This window comes from Ferrimonas balearica (assembly GCF_019802055.1).
In the GTDB taxonomy this organism is placed as follows: Bacteria; Pseudomonadota; Gammaproteobacteria; order Enterobacterales; family Shewanellaceae; genus Ferrimonas; species Ferrimonas balearica_A.
Genome location: NZ_JAHVHW010000007.1, coordinates 1,285,941 through 1,305,132, shown reverse-complemented (window position 1 = coordinate 1,305,132; position 19,192 = coordinate 1,285,941). Strand labels below are relative to the sequence as shown.

Genomic DNA, 19,192 nt, shown 5'->3' with positions numbered 1-19,192 from the left:
AGTACGTGACCATATATAACTTTTGTGCCGGTCCGGCGATGTTGCCGACCGCAGTCATGCGTAAGGCGCAGCAGGAGTTCTGCGACTACCAGGGACTGGGTGTCTCCGTGATGGAGCTCTCCCACCGCAGCAGCGACTATATGGCCGTTGCTGAAAGAGCAGAGCAGGACCTGCGGGAGTTGATGGGCATACCGGACAACTACGCCGTGCTCTTTCTGCATGGTGGTGCTCGCGGACAGTTCTCCGCCATTCCGATGAACCTGTTGGGGCAGGGTAAGGCACTCTATCTGGAAACCGGGCAATGGTCCGTAGCGGCGGCGGAAGAAGCTGAAAAATACGGGGAGATCGACCGCCTCGATCTGCGCTGCGAATCCCAAACTCTGGATCTTTCCCGGATCCCGGACACCGCAGGCTATACCTACGTGCACTACTGTCCGAATGAAACCGTGGATGGAGTGGCGATGTTTGAGATCCCGGAAGTGCAGGCCCCGCTGGTGGCGGATCTCTCCTCCTGCATTCTCGGCCGAGAGCTGGATGTGTCACGGTTCGCCTTGTTGTATGCCGGAGCACAGAAGAACATTGGGCCGGCGGGTCTGACTCTGGTGATTGTCCGTCGTGACCTGCTGGGCCACGCCGATCCCAAGTGTCCAGCCATTCTGGACTACACCCTCGCGGCCCAGCACGACTCCATGTACAACACCCCGCCCACCTTTGCCTGGTATCTGGCGGGTGAGGTGTTTCAATGGTTGAAGCAGCAGGGCGGGGTGGCCGAGATGGCGGCCCGCAACCGGGCTAAGGCTAACAAGCTGTATGACTTTATTGACGGCAGCGACTTCTACCAAAACCGGGTTGCCCCGGGCCATCGCTCCGAGATGAATGTTACATTCCAGTTGCACGATGCGCAGTTGGACCAGCGCTTTCTGGCTGAAGCGGAAGCCTCCGGGCTCAAAGCCCTGAAAGGACACCGTATGGTTGGAGGTATGCGCGCCAGCATCTACAACGCCATGCCCGAGGCGGGAGTTGACGCCTTGGTTCGGTTTATGGATGAGTTTGCCCGCACTCATGCTGAGGCGGGAAGAGCATAAGCAAAGGATCATCAATATGGATATTAAGACCCTGGCCAACCGGGGCGTTCTGGGCCTGCACCCCTACCAGCCCGGCAAGCCGGTCGAAGAGTTGGAGCGGGAGCTCGGCATTCAGGACATCGTCAAACTGGCGTCCAATGAGAACCCTCTGGGTCTCAGCCCTCTGGCCAAAACGGCGATCGAAGCCGCGACGGCAGAGCTGACGCGTTATCCCGACGCCAATGGCTTCTACCTGAAGCAGAAACTGGCTGAACGCTGGCAAGTAACGGCCGAGCAGGTCACCTTGGGGAATGGCTCTAATGAAGTGCTGGAGATCCTGTTCCGCACTTTTGTGAGTCCGGACAGTGAAGTGATCTTCGATAAGCATGCCTTTATCGTCTACGCGCTGCTGACCCAGTCTGTAGGCGCCACCGCAGTACCCGTCGCCTCCAAAGCGTGGGGACATGACCTGGAAGGGATGCTGGCCCGCGTTAACGACAAGACCCGACTGATCTGCATCGCCAACCCCAACAACCCGACCGGCACCTACCTGCAGCCGGAGGCGATTGAAGCCTTCCTGGCCAAGGTGCCGTCCAATGTTCTGGTGGTGCTTGATGAAGCGTACTACGAGTACGTTAAGCCGGAGCAGCGTGGGGAAACCCACCAATGGCTTAACCGTTACCCCAATCTGATCATCAGCCGCACCTTCTCTAAGGCCTACGGGCTGGCAGGCTTGCGGGTGGGGTACGCGTTAACCAGCGCCGATATCGCGGACCTGCTCAACCGGGTTCGAGAGCCTTTCAACTGCAACAGTCTGGCCCTGGCAGCAGCCACTGCGGTACTGGACGACACCCAATACCTTGAAGCGGGCATTGCCCTGAATCAGAAAGAGATGGCGCGTCTGGAGTCCTACTTTAAGGAGCGCGCGCTGCCCTACATTCCCAGCGTTGGTAACTTCATTACCGTTGAGGTGGGTGACGCGAATGCCATCTATCAGGCGCTGTTGCATCAGGGCGTCATTGTGCGGCCCATCGCGGGCTATGGCATGCCGAACCACCTACGGGTCAGCATCGGTACCGAAGCGGAAAACACCCGCTTTATGGCGGCCATGGACGTGGTACTGGCTCAGCGCTAAGCCGTCCGTATGGACATCTAGGTGGCTTCGGGCCATTATGCGGAAGCTTCGGCTTCCGCTTTTTGTTTTGGAGTACCATGAAACAGTTACCGCTTTCCCCTATCTCCCACGTCCAGGGTGACGTCTACCTCCCGGGCTCCAAGAGCATCTCCAACCGTGCACTGCTGCTGGCTGCCCTGGCGGAAGGTGATACCACACTGACAAACCTGCTCGATTCTGACGACATTCGGCATATGTTGAATGCACTCAAGCAACTGGGGGTGGCGTATCAGTGGGATGAAAAGAGCGGTGAGATCCTGGTGCACGGCCAGGGGGGACCTGTGGCTCGCGGTGCCGAAGCATTGGAACTGTTTCTCGGTAATGCCGGTACCGCAATGCGCCCTTTGTGTGCCGCACTGGTGGTGGGGCAGGGCGATTACATCCTGACCGGTGAGCCGCGGATGAAAGAGCGTCCCATCGGCCACCTGGTGGATGCGCTCCGCCCGCTCGGTGCGGAGATCGAATATCTGGAGGCGGACGGCTTTCCACCCCTGAAAATCCACGCTGGCCAATTAAGCGGAGGCCGTGTCAGTATCGACGGTTCCATCTCATCTCAGTTCCTGACCGCCCTGCTGATGGTTGCTCCGCTGTGTCAGGACAGCCTGACAATTGATGTTGAGGGCGACCTGGTTTCCAAGCCCTATATCGACATCACACTGGCGTTGATGGCCCGTTTTGGCGTTGAAGTGGAAAACCGCGAATATCGTCAGTTCCATATTGCCGCCGGTCAGCGTTATACCAGCCCGGGACGGTTCCTGGTTGAGGGAGACGCCTCATCCGCGTCCTACTTCCTCGCTGCAGCCGCCATTGGTGGAGGGCCGATCACCGTACATGGAGTGGGCCGCATGAGCCTGCAGGGGGACAAATACTTTGCGGATGCCTTAGCGGCGATGGGCGCGGAGATCGAATGGCAAGATGAAAGCATCACTGCACGTCGCGGTAGCCTGAAAGGGATCGATATGGACATGAACCATATCCCCGATGCCGCCATGACCATCGCTACCACCGCTTTGTTTGCCGAGGGGCCGACCACCATCCGTAACGTCTACAACTGGCGGGTTAAGGAAACCGACCGTTTGGCGGCGATGGCCACCGAGCTTAAGAAAGTCGGCGCCATTGTTGAGGAGGGGAACGACTATCTTCGGGTTGAACCGGTCGATTCTCTGCAGCATGCCGCAATTGACACCTACAATGATCACCGGATTGCGATGTGTTTTTCGCTGTTGGCGGTCGGTGGTGTCCCGGTCACCATCAACGACCCCGATTGTACGGCGAAAACCTTTCCGGACTACTTCGACCGCTTAGCCAGTCTCTGTCGCTGACGCGCAAGAAATTGCGCCGAAGATCGGCACAGGCGCTGCTATCTGTTTGAACTCGTGTATAATGCGCTCGCCCAGCCGGCCGGGCGCATTGCATTAACAGGTCGGCATGTACAGAATTCCGGAGGATAACTATGCCTGATCAGGCACCGGTTATTACCATTGACGGCCCCAGCGGGGCCGGTAAAGGCACCATCTGCCAACTGCTGGCAAACAAGCTCGGCTGGCACCTTCTCGACTCCGGTGCGATTTACCGGGTTCTGGCTCTGGCTGCCATCCACCATGATGTGGAACTGGACAACGAAGAAGCGCTTTCGCTGCTTGCCGCCCACCTGGATGTTCAATTCCATCCGAGTGATGACGGCGTCAAAGTGGTGTTGGAAGGCGAAGCGGTGTCTAAGGCGATCCGCTCTCAGGAGTGCGCGGATGCGGCGTCCAAAGTGGCCGCTTTGCCGCGGGTTCGAGAAGCACTGCTGCGTCGTCAGCGGGCGTTTCGCGAACAACCTGGACTGATTGCCGATGGCCGAGATATGGGCACCGTGGTTTTCCCGACTGCCCAAGCCAAGATTTTCCTGACTGCGAGTGCGGAGGAGCGTGCAGAACGCCGCTACGCCCAGTTGAAGGAAAAGGGCTATGATGTTAGCATTGACCGCCTTTTAGGCGAGATACGTGAACGCGATGAGCGGGATTCCAACCGGGCTGTGGCCCCGTTGAAGCCTGCTGAAGACGCGCTCGAGATTGATACCACGGGGATGAGCATCGATCAGGTACTTGATGCGGTGCTGAGCCACGTGGTGACAAGTTTGGACCAGCCCAAATAGGGCGGTCCATTTTGGTGTTTGCGGCAGGACGCTGCGAACTAAAGGCAACTACCCCACGATCAGGATGAACGTGGACGACCTATTGAAACTTAAATTTACATGACTGAATCATTTGCTCAACTGTTTGAAGAGTCCCTGCAGAGCCTGGAAACCCGTCCGGGTTCCATCGTTAAGGGTACTGTAATCGCCATCGAGAACGGCATCGTTCTGGTTGACGCTGGCCTGAAATCCGAAAGCGCGATCCCGGCCGAACAGTTCAAGAACGCCAAAGGCGAGCTGGAAATCGAAGTCGGCTCTGAAGTTGATGTAGCTCTGGACGCCGTTGAAGACGGTTTCGGTGAGACCCAGCTGTCTCGCGAAAAAGCCAAGCGTCACGAAGCTTGGGTACGTCTGGAAAAAGCTGCTGAAGAGCAAGAGACCGTTATCGGTGTTATCAACGGTAAGGTCAAAGGCGGCTTCACCGTTGAGCTGGAAGGCATCCGTGCGTTCCTGCCGGGCTCCCTGGTTGACGTTCGTCCGGTGCGTGATACCACTCACCTGGAAGGCAAAGACCTGGAATTCAAGGTGATCAAGCTGGACCAGAAGCGCAACAACGTTGTTGTTTCTCGTCGTGCGGTTATCGAGTCTGAGAACAGCGTTGAGCGTGAGCAGCTGCTGGAGAACCTGGCTGAAGGTCAGGAAGTTAAAGGTATCGTTAAGAACCTGACCGACTACGGCGCGTTCGTAGATCTGGGCGGCGTTGACGGCCTGCTGCACATCACCGATATGGCTTGGAAGCGCGTTAAGCACCCGAGCGAAATCGTGAATGTTGGCGACGAGATCAACGTTAAGGTTCTGAAGTTCGATCGCGAGCGCACTCGTGTATCCCTGGGCCTGAAGCAACTGGGCGAAGATCCGTGGGTATCCATCGCTGCGCGTTACCCGGAAGGCGCCAAGCTGACCGGTCGCGTAACCAACCTGACTGACTACGGCTGCTTCGTTGAAATCGAAGAAGGCGTTGAAGGTCTGGTACACGTTTCCGAGATGGATTGGACCAACAAGAACATCCACCCGTCCAAGGTTGTTAACCTGGGTGACTCTGTTGAAGTTATGGTTCTGGACATCGACGAAGAGCGTCGTCGTATCTCCCTGGGTCTGAAGCAGTGTAAAGCTAACCCGTGGGAAGAGTTTGCTCGCAACTTCAACAAGGGCGACAAGGTATCCGGTAAGATCAAGTCCATCACTGACTTCGGTATCTTCATCGGCCTGGAAGGCGGCATCGACGGTCTGGTTCACCTGTCCGACATCTCCTGGAACTCCACTGGTGAAGACGCGGTTCGCGAGTACAAGAAAGGCGAAGAAATCTCTGCCGTTGTACTGTCTGTAGACCCTGAGCGTGAGCGCATCTCCCTGGGCGTTAAGCAGATCGAAGAAGACCCGTTCAACAAGTACCTGTCCGACAACAAGAAAGGTGCTATTGTTATTGGTACCATCACTGCTGTTGACGCCAAAGGCGCCACTGTAGAGCTGGGCGAGAACATCGAAGGCTACATCCGTGTAGCTGACATCTCTCGTGACCGTATCGAAGACGCTTCCACCGTACTGAGCGTTGGTGAGTCTGTTGAAGCTAAGTTCATGGGTGTAGACCGCAAGAACCGCAACATCAGCCTGTCCATCAAAGCTAAGGACGAAGCGGAAGAGAAAGAAGCCATCGACGCTCTGAACCAGCAAGAAGAAACTGTGTTCTCCAGCGCCATGGCTGAAGCCTTCAAGGCTGCCCGTAACGACTGATCGCCGCAATGAGGGGAGGGAAACCTCCCCTGATGGTGACAGCAATTGGCTTGCAGGAGAGCGAGGATGACTAAGTCCGAACTTATCGAAAGATTGGCCAGTAAGCAGTCCCACCTTTCCGGTAAGGAAGTGGAGGGAGCCATTAAGGAGATGCTGGAGCAGATGGCAACCACTCTGGAACATGGTGATCGTATCGAGATCCGTGGCTTCGGAAGTTTCTCTCTGCATTACCGCGCTCCGCGAGTTGGCCGTAACCCCAAAACCGGGGAGTCGGTTGAATTGAGTGGCAAATTCGTCCCCCATTTCAAACCCGGCAAAGAGTTGCGTGAACGCGTGAATGACTCGCTCTGAGTGAGCTGAACAAAACCCCGCCATACTGGCGGGGTTTTTTTTGCCCCTTATGGCAAGGGACTGGTTTTTAATGGATAATCGTCTGAACCTATCGAGAGAGTTAGCGGGGTCAGTGTGAAAGCCTTTTTGATCACCGCCGTGATCGCGGCGTTATTCGTACTGATGATGGCCTTTGGTGCCCAGAATGATCAGGTCGTTACCGTCAACTATTTTATCGCCAAGGGGGAGGTCTCCCTGCCCATGTTGTTGGGGGCGACTTTCCTGACCGGATTTATCCTTAGCTGGCTGTTGGCCCTCGGTATCATCCTTCGCCAGAAGCTGATCATCCGTAAGCTGCGCCCCAAAGCCAGCAAGGATGACGTCAAGGCGGCTGACGCGCCCTGATGCTTGAGTTGCTGTTTTTGCTGCTGCCCATTGCCGCAGCCTATGGTTGGTACATGGGCCGGCGAAGCATTCGCATTAAGCAGCAAAACAACCAGCAGCAGCTTTCCCGAAACTACTACGAAGGCCTCAATTTCCTGCTGTCGGACCAGCCCGATAAGGCGGTGGATCTGTTTATCGACATGCTGCAGGTTGATGAGGAGACCTTCGACACCCACCTTTCCCTTGGAACCTTGTTCCGTAAGCGCGGCGAAGTTGACCGCTCCATCCGGATCCATCAAAACCTGATTGCCCGTCCCAATATCAGCTTTGAACAGCGAGATCTGGCGATGATGGAACTTGGCAAGGACTTTCTGGCCGCCGGTCTCTATGACCGAGCCGAAGAGATCTTCCTGCAACTGGTGAAAGATCCGGACCACAGCGAAGAATCCGAGCGTCAATTGCTTTCTATCTACCAGGCAACCAAAGAGTGGTGGAAAGCGATCCGTGTGGCCAAGCGATTTAAGCGCGCCAGTCGTAAAGCCCTGCTGCCCACCGTGGCGCACTATTATTGCGAACTGGCTGGTATTGAGCAGGATAGCGCTACCGTTATTAAACTCCTCAATACAGCACTGAAAACAGACCCTCAATGCGCCCGAGCCAATGTGCAGTTAGCACGACTGGCCCTGAAAGAGGGCCGGGACAAAGACGCACTTGCGGCCTTTGAGCGCTTGTGTGAACAGAGCGGTGGCTTTGCGGTGGAACTGGTGGAGCCGATTGAGGAAGCGTACCAACGCCAAGACCGTGCGCTCCGCTATCGTGAGATCCTTGAGGACCTGTTAGTTAAAGAGGGCCAGGTCAGTATCCTGCTGGCTCTGGCTAAACTGGTTGAGCGGGAGGAGGGCGCTGATGCGGCGCAGCAGTTAATCCTCAGTCAGTTGAAACGTCAGCCCACCATGCGCGGGTTCCATCAGTTGATGCGTTTGCAATTGGCCCTGGTCGACTCGGAGCAAGCAAAAGACAGCCTGGTACTGCTGTCGGATCTGGTGGAAAAGCAGATCCGGCTGCGACCCAAATATCGATGTCAGAACTGTGGTTTTCCCGGCCACACCCTTTACTGGCATTGCCCCTCTTGCAAGTCATGGGGACAGATCAAACGGATCCGTGGCTTGGATGGTGAGTAATAATGGAGAGATACATGATTTCAGATCCTAAGGTTCTGGTTGCCCTGGACTTTGCCTCAGAGAAGGACGCTATGGCGTTCGTTGACCGCATTGATCCGAGCCAGTGCCGCCTGAAAGTGGGCAAAGAGATGTTTACCCTGTTTGGTCCGCAGTTTGTCAAAGCGTTGGCCGATAAAGGGTTCGAGGTTTTTCTGGATCTGAAATTCCACGATATCCCTAACACTGTGGCTCGCGCCGTTGCCGCTGCCGCAGAGCTGGGCGTGTGGATGGTGAACGTCCATGCCACCGGTGGCAGCAAGATGATGGCAGCCGCCAAGGAGGCGTTGGCGCCCTATGGTGAGAAAGCGCCTAAGCTGATCGCAGTAACGGTGCTGACCAGCATGGGTGAAGAGGAATTGCCGGAGCTGGGTGTAAAGCGCTCTGGTGACGAACAGGTATTGGCGCTGGCCTCCCTGGCGAAACAGGCGGGCCTGGACGGCGTCGTGTGTTCTGCCCGTGAAGCGGCTATGCTCAAAGCCGAACTGGGTCAGGATTTCCAACTGGTTACCCCGGGGATCCGCCCGGCCGGTGCCGATCTGGGTGACCAGCGTCGTGTGATGACGCCAGCTGAAGCGATTCAGGCGGGCAGTGACTATCTGGTGATTGGGCGTCCAATCACTCAATCTGAGGATCCGCTGGCGACCCTTAAGGCGATCAACGCCAGCCTCTGATCCCAAACCTTGGCCAGGGAGGGCAGAATGGAATTTCAAGATCATCGAGTGCTGGTTGTGGGCGGCACCTCCGGACTCAATCTCGGTATCGCACTGGGGTTTGCCGAAGCGGGTGCCCGTGTTGCGGTGGCCAGTCGCGACTCAGCCAAGGTTGATGCGGCTGTTGAACATCTGAAGCAGGCCGGTGCTGCCGAGGCGCTTGGCTTTCAGGTAGACGTCAGAGATCCCGACCGGGTTGAGGCGATGTATCTTGAACTGGCCCGGCACTGGGACAGCATTGATGTGCTGGTCAGTGGCGCTGCCGGAAACTTTCCAGCCCCCGCAGCCACACTCTCACCGAACGGGTTCAAGGCGGTCGCCGAGATCGACCTTCATGGTGCGTTTCATGTGGCCCACTTTGGGTACCCCCATTTGACGCGCCCTGGTGGGCATCTGATCCACATCTCTGCGCCACAGGCGTATCAGGCGATGCCGATGCAGTCTCACGTCTGTGCGGCCAAAGCAGGCGTCGATATGCTGACTCGTACCCTGGCGCTGGAGTGGGGAAGGGAGGGGATCCGGGTTAACTCACTGGTTCCTGGACCCATTGCCAATACGGAAGGGATGGACAGGCTGGCACCGGGCGAGGCTTTGCAGGCTAAAGTCGCGTCCACGGTTCCTCTGCAGCGACTTGGTCAGTGGCAGGATATGGCGAATGCCGCCAAGCTACTGAGCAGTCCGCTCTCCAGTTACATCACCGGCGTGGTGTTACCCGTCGACGGTGGCTGGTCATTGGGGGGCGTCAGTCTTGCCATGAGTCATCTGGCACAAGGGTTGAACAAAAGCGGCTGAGGCCGCTTTTTCTTTTTCCACTTCTTTGACCCCGATCTCCGGTCCTGTAAAAGGCCTGTGCCATTATGCAGGCCTTGACCTGCGCGCTCGTGTCCCTAAACTAAAACAACCGTTTTAAAAAGTCGTTTACATCTGCAAGGAGCCACCCATGCACTACAAGGCGCCCATCCAGGAGATGCAGTTTCTGCTGGATAACGTGTTTCAGGCCAGCGAACTCTGGCAATCGCTACCCGCGTTAGCGGAGATGGTCGACATGGACACTGCCGTCGCCATCCTGGACGAAGGCGCGAAGATCACAAATGAGCTGGTGGCGCCCTTGAATCGCGATGGGGATGAAGAGGGCGTACGTCTGGTCGACGGCAAGGTGATCACGCCAAAAGGCTACCAGGCGGCCTATCAAACCTTTGCGGAATCCGGTTGGGTTGGTTTGAGTGGTGAACCGGAATATGGCGGCATGGGCATGCCCAAGATGCTCGGCGTGCTGTTTGACGAGATGTGTTACGGCGCGTCCAACGCCTTTGCCCTCTACAGCTCTCTGACCGCCGGTGCCGCACTCTGTATTGCCAGCCATGGTGCCGATGAGCTGAAAGAACGCTATCTGCCGATGCTCTACAGTGGCCAGTGGGCCGGTGCTATGGACATGACCGAGCCGCAAGCAGGTTCCGATCTGCGCCATATCCGCACCAAAGCCGTTCCCCAGGAAGATGGCAGCTACCGCGTTACCGGGACCAAGATCTTCATTACCGGCGGCGATCATGACCTGACGGAAAACGTCATCCATCTGGTGTTGGCGAAACTGCCGGATGCCCCTGGCGGCTCCCGTGGGCTCAGCCTGTTCCTGGTTCCGAAAATCCAGGTGAACGACGATGGTTCTCTGGGAGAAGCCAACGGCGTTGAGTGTGGCTCAGTCGAACACAAGATGGGTATCAAAGCGTCCGCCACCTGCGTGATCAACTTTAATGACGCCAAAGGTTACCTGGTTGGCAAGGTGAATCGTGGCCTGGCAGCCATGTTCACCATGATGAACTATGAGCGCCTTTCCATTGGCATTCAGGGCCTTGGCTGTGCGGAAGCGGGCTATCAGATGGCCAGGGATTACGCGTTGGAGCGTAAGCAGGGGCAGGGCAGTGGTCAGGGGCTGGGTAACGGCTCCGATCCCATCATCGTTCACGGTGATGTACGCCGAATGTTGCTGCAGATTGCGTCCATGACCGAAGCCGGCCGGGCGCTTGCGGTACTGACCGGTGAGAGCCTGGATAAGCTCAAGCACGAAGAGAGCAGTGAAGCGGCGGACCTTGTGGGCTTGCTGGTCCCTCTGGCCAAGGCCTTCTTTACCGATACCGGACTGGAAAGCACCGTTGCGGCACAGCAGGTGTTTGGTGGCCATGGCTATATCCGGGAGACCGGCGTTGAGCAGTTGGTGCGGGACGTGCGTATTGCGCAGATCTACGAAGGCACCAATGGCATTCAGGCGCTGGATTTGCTCGGTCGTAAAGTGTTGCCCAAAGAGGGCGCGATGCTGAAGACGCTGATGCAAAAGGTGAAGCAGGAGTTGGAGGTTGTCTCTCCCGAATGGCAGCAGCAGGTCGCTCAGGTTAACCAGGCGTTTGACCGGCTCTTGGAAGTTGCGGGAGAGTTCCGCTCCCGTGACTGTCTGGGGGACGCCATCAATGCCGCGGCCGTGGACTACCTCCATGCAACCGGTTATGCGGTGTATGGGTACCTCTGGCTTAAGATGGTGGCCGCTGCTGAGCGTGATCAACAGCAGTTGGAGCCGGCCTTCGTGCAGCGCAAACAGGCGCTGGCCCGATTCTTCTTTAGTCGGCTTTTCCCTCGCTTTGATGCCCACCTGGCGTCAGTCCGGGCGCCGGAATCCTGCGTAATGGACCTGCCACACGACCAGTTCTGAGGAAAATAAAACGGGGGGCTCCAGCCCCCTGTTTTTTCATCCGTTACGCTGGCTTAATGCTGGACGCCCCAAGCTGTGAACATTGCTGGGATTGGCGTAGCGGTCAGCAACCGCTTTCCAGTGGATCTCCGGCAGATAGAACAGGTAGTACTTCTCCTTTAACGCATCACTGACAAAACCCATCCCATGCCGGGTGAGTTCAAAGTGCAGATCAGCGATAAAGTCCTGTCTCAGGGTTTGACGGCCGGACAGTTCTCTCAAATCCGATTTGCTGAGATAGACGCCAGATTGGTGATCCCCAAACCGTTCGATCATCCAAACTGCAAACTCTTTCGCACTCTTCATCGACATCGTATTGCCTCCCCTGTTCGGACTGCGATACAGCATGCAGTTTTTTAGGTATAGACAAGATCTCGCACTCTACCCAGAGAAAACTCGACTAAGAGCCTGAAAAAAAGGTTCGATTTCTTCTTGGCTATGGTCTATCAGCGGATCGTTTTGCGCGCGTCATCCGCATCGGGTAACACCCAGGTGGTGGCTAACTCCGGATCCAGGATCTGGGCGGGGTCCTTATCCCATGCGGTGAGCAAACGGCTCTTAAACAGCAACTGACCTTCGCCATGGGGCAACCAGTCACGTAACTGATCATAGAGTTTTCGAGCGATGGCGTTCATCTGCTCCCGAGGCGGTTGGCCCTTGTTATCAAAGCAGGCCGTCAGAACCGCGAGGTGGGCTTCATCCCGTTGAGCAACCAGATCCTCGGACCGCAGAAGTGGCCTCAGCAGGGTATTCAGGGCTTTCCATTGCGCCTGGCTGACAGGGTGTCCCTCGACGCCGATAAAAAATAGCGCGGCAACCTGATGGTTACGGTGCAATCGGGCCAATTCATGTTGGACCCGATCATGGAGAAGGGTCTCATCACCCAGACTGCCGTGTTCGAAACCGCTGTTCTGTCCCTCCGGAGCAGGGACCAGGGTCAGGAGGTGGCCCAATTGGCTATCTACGGGAGTAAGAGAGAGTTCAACGAGGGTGAGCTGGCCATTGGGTTGTTTCAGCCGACAGGGACGACGGAGGCCTGCGGGGGCTGTCAACAGATCCCGCAGAGCGAGGTTGGGGCCAAGTTCGACCAGGTCGGAGAGAAACGCGCCGTTCAGCTCATCCATAGGACGGGCAAACTGCTCTGCGAATCCTTCAGAGACCTGGTGCAGCCGACCCGAAGGGCAGAGCCGGGCAAAGGCAAACGGGTTGTTGTGCTGTAGCTGACGAAGGGCGATAAGCTCCTGGTGTTCTGTCTGCCTTTTGATGTCCATCGAAAGTCGCTCACTGGCTGTGATCAGCAGTCGGCGCGGGAGTTCCTGCTCCGCCCGGCTGAGCTTATCCATAATGAACAAGTGAAATTCGCCGATCGAATCGGGCAGATCCAGCCGTCGTCCCAGATAACACCCTAGCTCAAACTGTTTCGCCAGAGGCCACTGGGAGAAGTGTTTTAACTGGGGATAAAAGATAAGGGAATCCAACGGGCGATCAGACTGGTAGAGCGAACGGCAAGGGGAATGCTCAAGGCGATACTCTATGGGCGCAAGCGTCTGGCCACTGTGGCATACACAGATCAGGCGAACGTGTTCTCCTTCTCTTTGAGCCAGTGCAAGCAAAGGCCACCGCCCTTCGGCGTAGAAGGCTTGAGCGGCCTGTTGAACCAGCGCCTCTCCCTGAGCAGTTTGTGCCATCCGTCGCCAGGATTCGGTCATGAGCCTGAGTTCCATTGCGGTTGAGTCTTAAGGTTATCGGCGGATGCGACCGATTCCTGAAGGCTGGGCAGGCAGCGGCTCAGCAGGCACTGGTACCAAAGTGATTCAAATTCGGCGAGACGGGCTCGTCGTTGGGCCGGTTGGCCCACCATGCCATTCACCATCTGAACGACGACCCACTGATCACCGCTGGGCGTTTCCAGAACGCCAGCCAGATTCGCAACCTGGCCAAAGGTCCCGGTTTTGCCCCGCAGCAGACCCTTGATATCGCGCGTGCCGGGGCGGTGAGCCAGGGTGCCGCTGACGCCGGCGACCGGGAGCTTATCGGATAAGCCTTTCAGGGCTGGGTGGGTTTGCCAAAGCATCAATAACTCAGCCAGTTGCCTCGGCGACAACAGGTTGTATCGGGACAGGCCGGACCCGTCCATCAAGGCGGCGCCGCTAAGATCCAGGCCCAAAGGTTTCAATGCATTGATGCTGGCTTCAACGCCAAGCGCGTAGCGCCCCTGCCCGTAACGCTTCTGACCAAGGGTACGAAGCAGTGAGTCTGAAATCTGGTTATCCGACTCATGCAGCAACTCCCTGATCAGATCCGGCAGTGGGGCAGAGCGGTGGCTGGCCAAAACGTCCCCTTCACCGGTACCAAACCGGACAACCCCTTTCAGAGTAATGCCCAGCTCCAGTAGCTGCTGCCGCAGCACCGCCTGAAGGTAAGACCTGGGGTCATCAATGGCCAATGACAGCGCCTTGCTGCGCTCTGTACAGCCGTACAGGACATAACGGTTGGCGCCTAATCGGGACATCTCCAACGGGCAGTGCTCAGTCTCAGGGCCGATACGGACATCGTTATCGATATCGAGAGGAAGGTGGGCTGGCTTTTCCAGGGCGACTTTATCGCCACGCAGTGTCAGACGAACATCGGCACAGCCATGATCCAGAATGTAGGCGGATGCCGGGGCGGAAAAGCAGATACCAAGATCATCCCAGGGCCATCCTTTGGCGCGGTCATAGCCGGAAAAGACGGTGCCATCGATGATCAGGTCGCCCTCAATCACCTTGACGCCCTGGCGCCTTAACTCGCCGATCAAACGGAACAGATCAGCACGGGTCAGTGTGGGGTCGCCCCGCATCGTCAAAGTGAGGTTGCCCCTCATGACCGCTCCGCCATTAACCTGCCCGCGCAATTCGGTCTCGTAACGGAAGGATTCGCCCAACGTCAGCCACGCCGCGGTGGCCGTGATCAGCTTTACGGTTGAGGCGGGTACCATCAAGGTATCCGCTTGATGCTCCGCGATCACCTTACCCTGGTCGTTCATCACCACAAGTCCCAGTTGGCTGCCTTGGGGCAACAGGGTCGCAAAGTCCGCCGGCTGAGCCAGAGTGAGGGGGGAGAGAAGCAATAAAAGGGTAGAGATCAGTCGCATATCAGTGTGTTATGGCTTTGTTGCAATGGTCGTTGTTCACTGTCCATAATGAGGTTAGGTGATTTGGATTAGGGAGAAAAGGGATGAATACGGATCTTCGTAATGCGTTACTGGGTACCGCTTTTGCTTTAGGCACCATCGTTCTGTTGGCCGTTATCGCAATTCAATACGCGTAAAACAGCGGTTAACTCAATATCGTAAGCCGTGACGATGGTCACGGCTTGCTGCTGTTTCCGGTGCATTTATCCTCCATTGCGACCGTAAGCTCGGAACCCCCCTTGCCCAATCCCTAAGGGTCTGATTAACTAGCGCGCTAGATTTTTTATTCTATTGGAGCGACCCATGCCCCATCTGCGAGTCCGTGGACTGGCGACTGAACAGGTCCAGGCTCTGAGCGACGTGCTTATCGACCCTCTCAGCCAACTTTTCGCCTGCCCGGATGATCACATCACCATTGAAGCCATCGCCAGTACCTTCTTTTTCCGGGGCCAACCCGGAGGAGGCTACCCCATGGTTGAACTGTTGTGGTTTGATCGTGGATTGGAAGTGCAGGATCAGGTCGCCAATTTGATCACCAATGCTATCCGCGAATTGTGTCAGGCACCGCAACTGGACGTCGCGGTGATCGTATCTCCACTGTCTCAGCGTCATTATTACGAAAATGGCGAGCACTTCTAAATATCACTGGCTTGCCGGGCTAGCCAGTCAGAGTCTGAGCCCGGAGCAGGTAGAGATCATCACCGACACTCGTTGTTACCGAGAGCGGCTGTTGCAGTTGATCGCGTCCGCCCGTCACCGAATCTACATCGCAGCGCTCTACCTCCAGGAGGATGCGGCAGGCCGTGAGGTGCTGCATGCCCTTTACCAGGCCAAACAGCAGCGTCCTGAGTTGGATGTTCAGGTCCTGGTGGACTTCCATCGAGCCCAGCGCGGATTGATTGGCAAAGGTCCTCAGGTGGGCAACGATCAGTTCTATCGTGATACTGCCGCTGAGTACCCGGATGTTTCCATCGGGATCTACGGTGTGCCGGTTAAGAATCGTGAGTGGGCAGGGGTACTGCACCTGAAGGGATTCGTGATCGATGACACTGTGGTTTACAGTGGCGCCAGCATTAATGACGTCTATATGGGCGTCGGCGAGCGCTACCGTTACGACCGCTATCACCTTATTCATAATGCCCAATTGGCCGACAGCATGTTGGCGTTCATTCGCGATGAATTGATCGCCAGCCCGGCAGTGGTGTCGCTGCTGCACGCACCGGTCCCCAGCGCAAAAGTACTGCGCCGGGAGATTAAGGCGTTTAAGCATCACCTGAGTCGGGCCCGCTACCAGTTACCCAAAGGCGATGACGATTCCGATTTGCGTGTTATCCCGCTACTGGGGCTGGGGCGACAGGGTAATCTGCTAAACCGAACCATTGTTCGCCTTCTCAAGAGTGCGGAGCGGGAAGCCTTTATCTGCACCCCGTATTTCAACCTGCCCAGTCAGCTGACTCAGACCATCGGCCGACTCCTGAAGCAGGGTGTTCGGGTAACCATCGTGGTGGGCGATAAGACCGCAAACGACTTCTACATTAAGCCTGATGAGCCGTTTTCCCCCGTTGGAGGTTTGCCCTATCTGTATGAGCAGAACCTCAAGCGGTTCGCTAAACGCCATCAGCGCGCCATCGACTCAGGCTTGCTCAATTTGCAACTGTGGTGGCATAACGATAACAGTTACCACCTCAAGGGCATCCAGGTGGACGACGATGCCTATCTGCTGACCGGCAACAATCTTAATCCTCGCGCCTGGGCGCTGGACCTAGAGAATGGTCTGCTGATCACCGACCCGGAGGCGAGGCTGAAGGACCGTTTCGATGAGGAGCGTGCCTGCATTCTGGAGCACACCAAGCGGGTTGAGAACTTCCAGGATCTGGAAAGTGTCGACGATTACCCCACGCCGGTCGCCAAGCTGCTTAAGCGGCTTAATCGGGTTAAGGCGGACCTGTTGTTGAAACGTCTCCTGTAAAAAAGAGAAGCGGCCATTGGCCGCTTTTTTTTGTTTTTAGCTCAAGATGAAGAGGGTTCAGGTCGACTGGTGAACTCACCATGAAACTTTTTGCCAGGTCTGCCTTAACACGATGACTCGGGAACTGAGCCCCATCCTATGGTGTGCCATTGTGGTGGTCGCCGTGGTTTTGGGATTGCCGATGTGGCAAGCCCAGCTGGATCACCATGCCCTGTCGCTGGAATTGATCCCGGTGGGATTGTTGCTGTTGTCTGTAGGCCTGGCCTGGCGGTTTCGCCTGTCCTTTTACAGCTACCTCGGTCTTCTCCTGCTGGTAGCCTATCCCTTTCAGTCTCCTCTTACCGGGCTTGAACCTTTTTTTGTTCTTAGCGACAACAACATCTACCTCCTGCTGGCACTGAATCTCCTCCTGCTGCCCGGTGCCCCCGCCAACGGCGCCTACCTGATGGGGTGGTTCACCTGGCTGCTGGCCCAGTGCCTGCTGCTCCAGAACCTTTCCTGGGACTGGCTACGCCCCCATCTGGGCGGGTCGCTCTTGGATACGCCGATGCACTATCTGTTTGCGCTTCCAGCGGCGCGCTATCTGAATGCGATGATGCGCGGAAAACGGGACGAACTGATCCCATTACTGCTTGGAGCGATGGCCTGGTTGGTCAGTGGATGGCCAATGCCTTGGCCAGGTGCCGTTCTGCTCTATACCGGCATCAGTGCCATTTTGGTACTGGTGGTCTTCGACGGCGCTTATCGGCTGGCATTCCGGGATGGCTTAACCGGTCTGCCGGCACGCAGAACCCTTGATGGTGATTTGTCGAATGCGGGTCCGCGCGTTCATATCGCCATGCTGGATGTAGACCACTTTAAGCAGTTTAACGACGCCTATGGCCACACCTGGGGGGATCTGGCTCTGCGCTCCTTGGCCAGCCAGCTTAGAGGGGTAAAGGGTGCCAGGGCGTACCGCTACGGCGGTGAAGAGTTCACCCTGGTATTTAGACGCGCAGCAAGACAGGAGGTGGACGAAGCGCTGGAGTCACTCAGAGCTGCCGTAGAGAATCGAGTCCTAACCGTAACTCAGCCAACCCCGGCTGGAGAGATCCGTGAGGCCCGCGTTACCTTAACCATCAGCATCGGTAGCGCTCAACGCCATGGCCAGCATGAACACATCGGTTCGGTGATTAAGCGGGCCGATAAGGCGCTGTACCGTGCTAAAGAGGAGGGCAGAAACCGGGTGCTTTGGGGCTAATAGGAGATTTGATACCATGGCGTTTTATTCCGTAACGCCTTCCTTATGCCACTAGCGTCCCTCTTTTCTGAACTCCACCTGCTGCTGGAACAACACCAAAGCATCTGGCGCGCCAATCCCTTTCGCGAACATAACCCGGACTGGATGAACGCGTATCCCAACCTGGCCCAACAGGTTGTTGCTCTGGATGAAGAGACCGTTGAGTTGCTTGAGCAGGATCCTGCCGAAGCGTCCAAGCGCTTTTCCCCGTCGCTGCCTGACCTGAACGCACTCATCCGACTGTGCCAGTTATCCACACTGAAGGCTGAGTTGCCTCAAAATGTCGACAACCGCCAATTCAGCCACATCCCCGGTCGGAAGTGGACCCAGATAGCCGCCTTTACGGCATCGATGGGGCAGCCCAAGGGCCCGGTGCTTGAGTGGTGCGCGGGTAAAGGACACCTCGGGCGTTTGATTGGCCAGCAATACCAGGTGGAGGTAACCAGCCTGGAGTGGGATGCGGTGCTGTGTGAAGAGGGTGAGAAGTTGGCGTATCGTGCGGCATTGCCTCAGCGCTTTGTTTGCGCTGACGCGCTGGACCATCGCGCCGCACAGGAGGTGAAACAGAACCAGCACGCTGTGGCACTTCACGCCTGCGGTGATCTTCACGGTCAACTACTGCGTCACGCTGCGGAACAAAGTACCGCGGCGTTGACGGTCAGCCCCTGCTGTTATCACCTGACCCGTAACGCCCTCTATCAACCCTTTTCCATTAGCGGTGAGCGACACAACCTGGCGCTGTCCCGGGAGGAGTTACGCATTGCGGTACAGGAGACGGCCACTGCCCCCAAACGGGTACAGAGACTCCGAGGCAAGGAGATGAGTTATCGTCTGGGCTATCAGGCCTTAGTGGAGCAGGTGGCGCCGGAGCAGAGGGACGAAGGCGTTCCCTCCTGCAAGAAGCAGCGCTTTGGCGAAGGGTTTGCGTCGTTTTGCCACTGGGCTGCCGGAGAGAAGGGGATCACCCTGCCGGACAACCTGGATTGGCTGGGTCTGGAACAGGAAGGGCAGAAGCGTTGGCACCTGGTTCGCCGACTGAGTCTGGTCCGTAGCCTGTTCAGCCGCCCTCTTGAGCTCTATCTGGTGCTGGATCGGGCTTGTTACCTTGAGGAGCAGGGCTACCGTGTCACGTTAGCTCGTTTTACTGACCGCGCGACCACCCCTCGTAACCTGTTGATTCAAGCGGAAAGAATCGCCTTGTGAGGGTTGCGGCATTGCGTCACCCGAACTAGCTTGAAGC

The 19,192-nt window shown here is 56.8% G+C and carries 18 protein-coding genes; 15 read left to right on the top strand and 3 right to left on the bottom strand.

All coding sequences use genetic code 11. From position 1 onward, the window contains the following. Window positions 1-5 precede the first annotated feature (5 nt). The 11 genes from serC (at window position 6) to KUV52_RS13535 (ending at window position 11,493) form a co-directional block, all read left to right on the top strand. The gene (serC, locus tag KUV52_RS13585) at window positions 6-1,085 is read left to right on the top strand and encodes a 3-phosphoserine/phosphohydroxythreonine transaminase (RefSeq protein ID WP_222526461.1); all 1,080 of its coding nucleotides are present in this window, start codon (window positions 6-8) and stop codon (window positions 1,083-1,085) included. A 16-nt stretch (window positions 1,086-1,101) separates the two neighbouring features. After that, on the top strand, window positions 1,102-2,199 hold the full coding sequence (hisC, locus tag KUV52_RS13580) for a histidinol-phosphate transaminase (RefSeq protein WP_222526460.1): 1,098 nt from the start codon (window positions 1,102-1,104) through the stop codon (window positions 2,197-2,199). 77 nt (window positions 2,200-2,276) lie between these two features. Further along, window positions 2,277-3,560 (top strand): 3-phosphoshikimate 1-carboxyvinyltransferase, encoded by a 1,284-nt coding sequence (aroA, locus tag KUV52_RS13575; RefSeq protein ID WP_222526459.1) that lies wholly within the window; start codon window positions 2,277-2,279, stop codon window positions 3,558-3,560. 131 nt (window positions 3,561-3,691) lie between these two features. Beyond that, a complete protein-coding gene (gene cmk, locus KUV52_RS13570) occupies window positions 3,692-4,378 on the top strand; it encodes a (d)CMP kinase (RefSeq protein WP_222526458.1) in 687 nt (228 codons plus the stop codon). Window positions 4,379-4,477: 99 nt separating this feature from the next. Further along, on the top strand, window positions 4,478-6,148 hold the full coding sequence (rpsA, locus tag KUV52_RS13565; protein ID WP_222526457.1) for a 30S ribosomal protein S1: 1,671 nt from the start codon (window positions 4,478-4,480) through the stop codon (window positions 6,146-6,148). A 66-nt stretch (window positions 6,149-6,214) separates the two neighbouring features. Beyond that, window positions 6,215-6,499 (top strand): integration host factor subunit beta, encoded by a 285-nt coding sequence (ihfB, locus tag KUV52_RS13560; protein WP_222526456.1) that lies wholly within the window; start codon window positions 6,215-6,217, stop codon window positions 6,497-6,499. A gap of 114 nt (window positions 6,500-6,613) precedes the next feature. After that, the gene (locus KUV52_RS13555) at window positions 6,614-6,883 is read left to right on the top strand and encodes a LapA family protein (protein ID WP_222526455.1); all 270 of its coding nucleotides are present in this window, start codon (window positions 6,614-6,616) and stop codon (window positions 6,881-6,883) included. Continuing rightward, window positions 6,883-8,043 (top strand): lipopolysaccharide assembly protein LapB, encoded by a 1,161-nt coding sequence (gene lapB, locus KUV52_RS13550; protein WP_222526454.1) that lies wholly within the window; start codon window positions 6,883-6,885, stop codon window positions 8,041-8,043. Before KUV52_RS13555 ends, lapB begins: the two co-directional genes overlap by 1 nt. 14 nt (window positions 8,044-8,057) lie before the next feature. Then, on the top strand, window positions 8,058-8,753 hold the full coding sequence (pyrF, locus tag KUV52_RS13545) for an orotidine-5'-phosphate decarboxylase (protein WP_222526453.1): 696 nt from the start codon (window positions 8,058-8,060) through the stop codon (window positions 8,751-8,753). 27 nt (window positions 8,754-8,780) lie between these two features. After that, window positions 8,781-9,584, top strand: coding sequence for an SDR family oxidoreductase (locus KUV52_RS13540; protein ID WP_222526452.1), 804 nt, complete (start codon window positions 8,781-8,783; stop codon window positions 9,582-9,584). 148 nt (window positions 9,585-9,732) lie between these two features. Beyond that, window positions 9,733-11,493, top strand: coding sequence for an acyl-CoA dehydrogenase C-terminal domain-containing protein (locus KUV52_RS13535; protein WP_222526451.1), 1,761 nt, complete (start codon window positions 9,733-9,735; stop codon window positions 11,491-11,493). Window positions 11,494-11,529: 36 nt separating this feature from the next. Here KUV52_RS13535 and KUV52_RS13530 read toward each other — a convergent pair whose 3' ends face one another. The 3 genes from KUV52_RS13530 to dacB form a co-directional block, all read right to left on the bottom strand. Then, window positions 11,530-11,844 carry a hypothetical protein gene (locus KUV52_RS13530; protein ID WP_222526450.1) on the bottom strand — a complete coding sequence of 105 codons (315 nt, stop codon included), beginning with the start codon at window positions 11,842-11,844 and terminating at the stop codon, window positions 11,530-11,532. 134 nt (window positions 11,845-11,978) lie between these two features. Then, window positions 11,979-13,241, bottom strand: coding sequence for a hypothetical protein (locus KUV52_RS13525; protein WP_222526449.1), 1,263 nt, complete (start codon window positions 13,239-13,241; stop codon window positions 11,979-11,981). Next, window positions 13,238-14,665 (bottom strand): D-alanyl-D-alanine carboxypeptidase/D-alanyl-D-alanine-endopeptidase, encoded by a 1,428-nt coding sequence (dacB, locus tag KUV52_RS13520; RefSeq protein ID WP_222526448.1) that lies wholly within the window; start codon window positions 14,663-14,665, stop codon window positions 13,238-13,240. Before dacB ends, KUV52_RS13525 begins: the two co-directional genes overlap by 4 nt. Before the next feature lie 342 nt (window positions 14,666-15,007). Between dacB and KUV52_RS13515 the strand changes: the two genes are divergently transcribed. The 4 genes from KUV52_RS13515 (at window position 15,008) to KUV52_RS13500 (ending at window position 19,155) form a co-directional block, all read left to right on the top strand. Beyond that, window positions 15,008-15,343, top strand: a complete 336-nt coding sequence (locus tag KUV52_RS13515; protein ID WP_222526447.1) for a DUF1904 family protein — start codon at window positions 15,008-15,010, stop codon at window positions 15,341-15,343. Then, window positions 15,327-16,673: a CDP-diacylglycerol--serine O-phosphatidyltransferase gene (gene pssA, locus KUV52_RS13510; protein WP_222526446.1), complete on the top strand. Its 1,347-nt coding sequence runs from the start codon at window positions 15,327-15,329 to the stop codon at window positions 16,671-16,673. The genes KUV52_RS13515 and pssA overlap by 17 nt, the downstream gene beginning before the upstream one ends. 112 nt (window positions 16,674-16,785) lie before the next feature. Continuing rightward, window positions 16,786-17,913, top strand: a complete 1,128-nt coding sequence (locus tag KUV52_RS13505; RefSeq protein ID WP_222526445.1) for a GGDEF domain-containing protein — start codon at window positions 16,786-16,788, stop codon at window positions 17,911-17,913. Between the two features lie 45 nt (window positions 17,914-17,958). Then, window positions 17,959-19,155 carry a methyltransferase gene (locus KUV52_RS13500; protein ID WP_222526444.1) on the top strand — a complete coding sequence of 399 codons (1,197 nt, stop codon included), beginning with the start codon at window positions 17,959-17,961 and terminating at the stop codon, window positions 19,153-19,155. Window positions 19,156-19,192 lie beyond the last annotated feature (37 nt).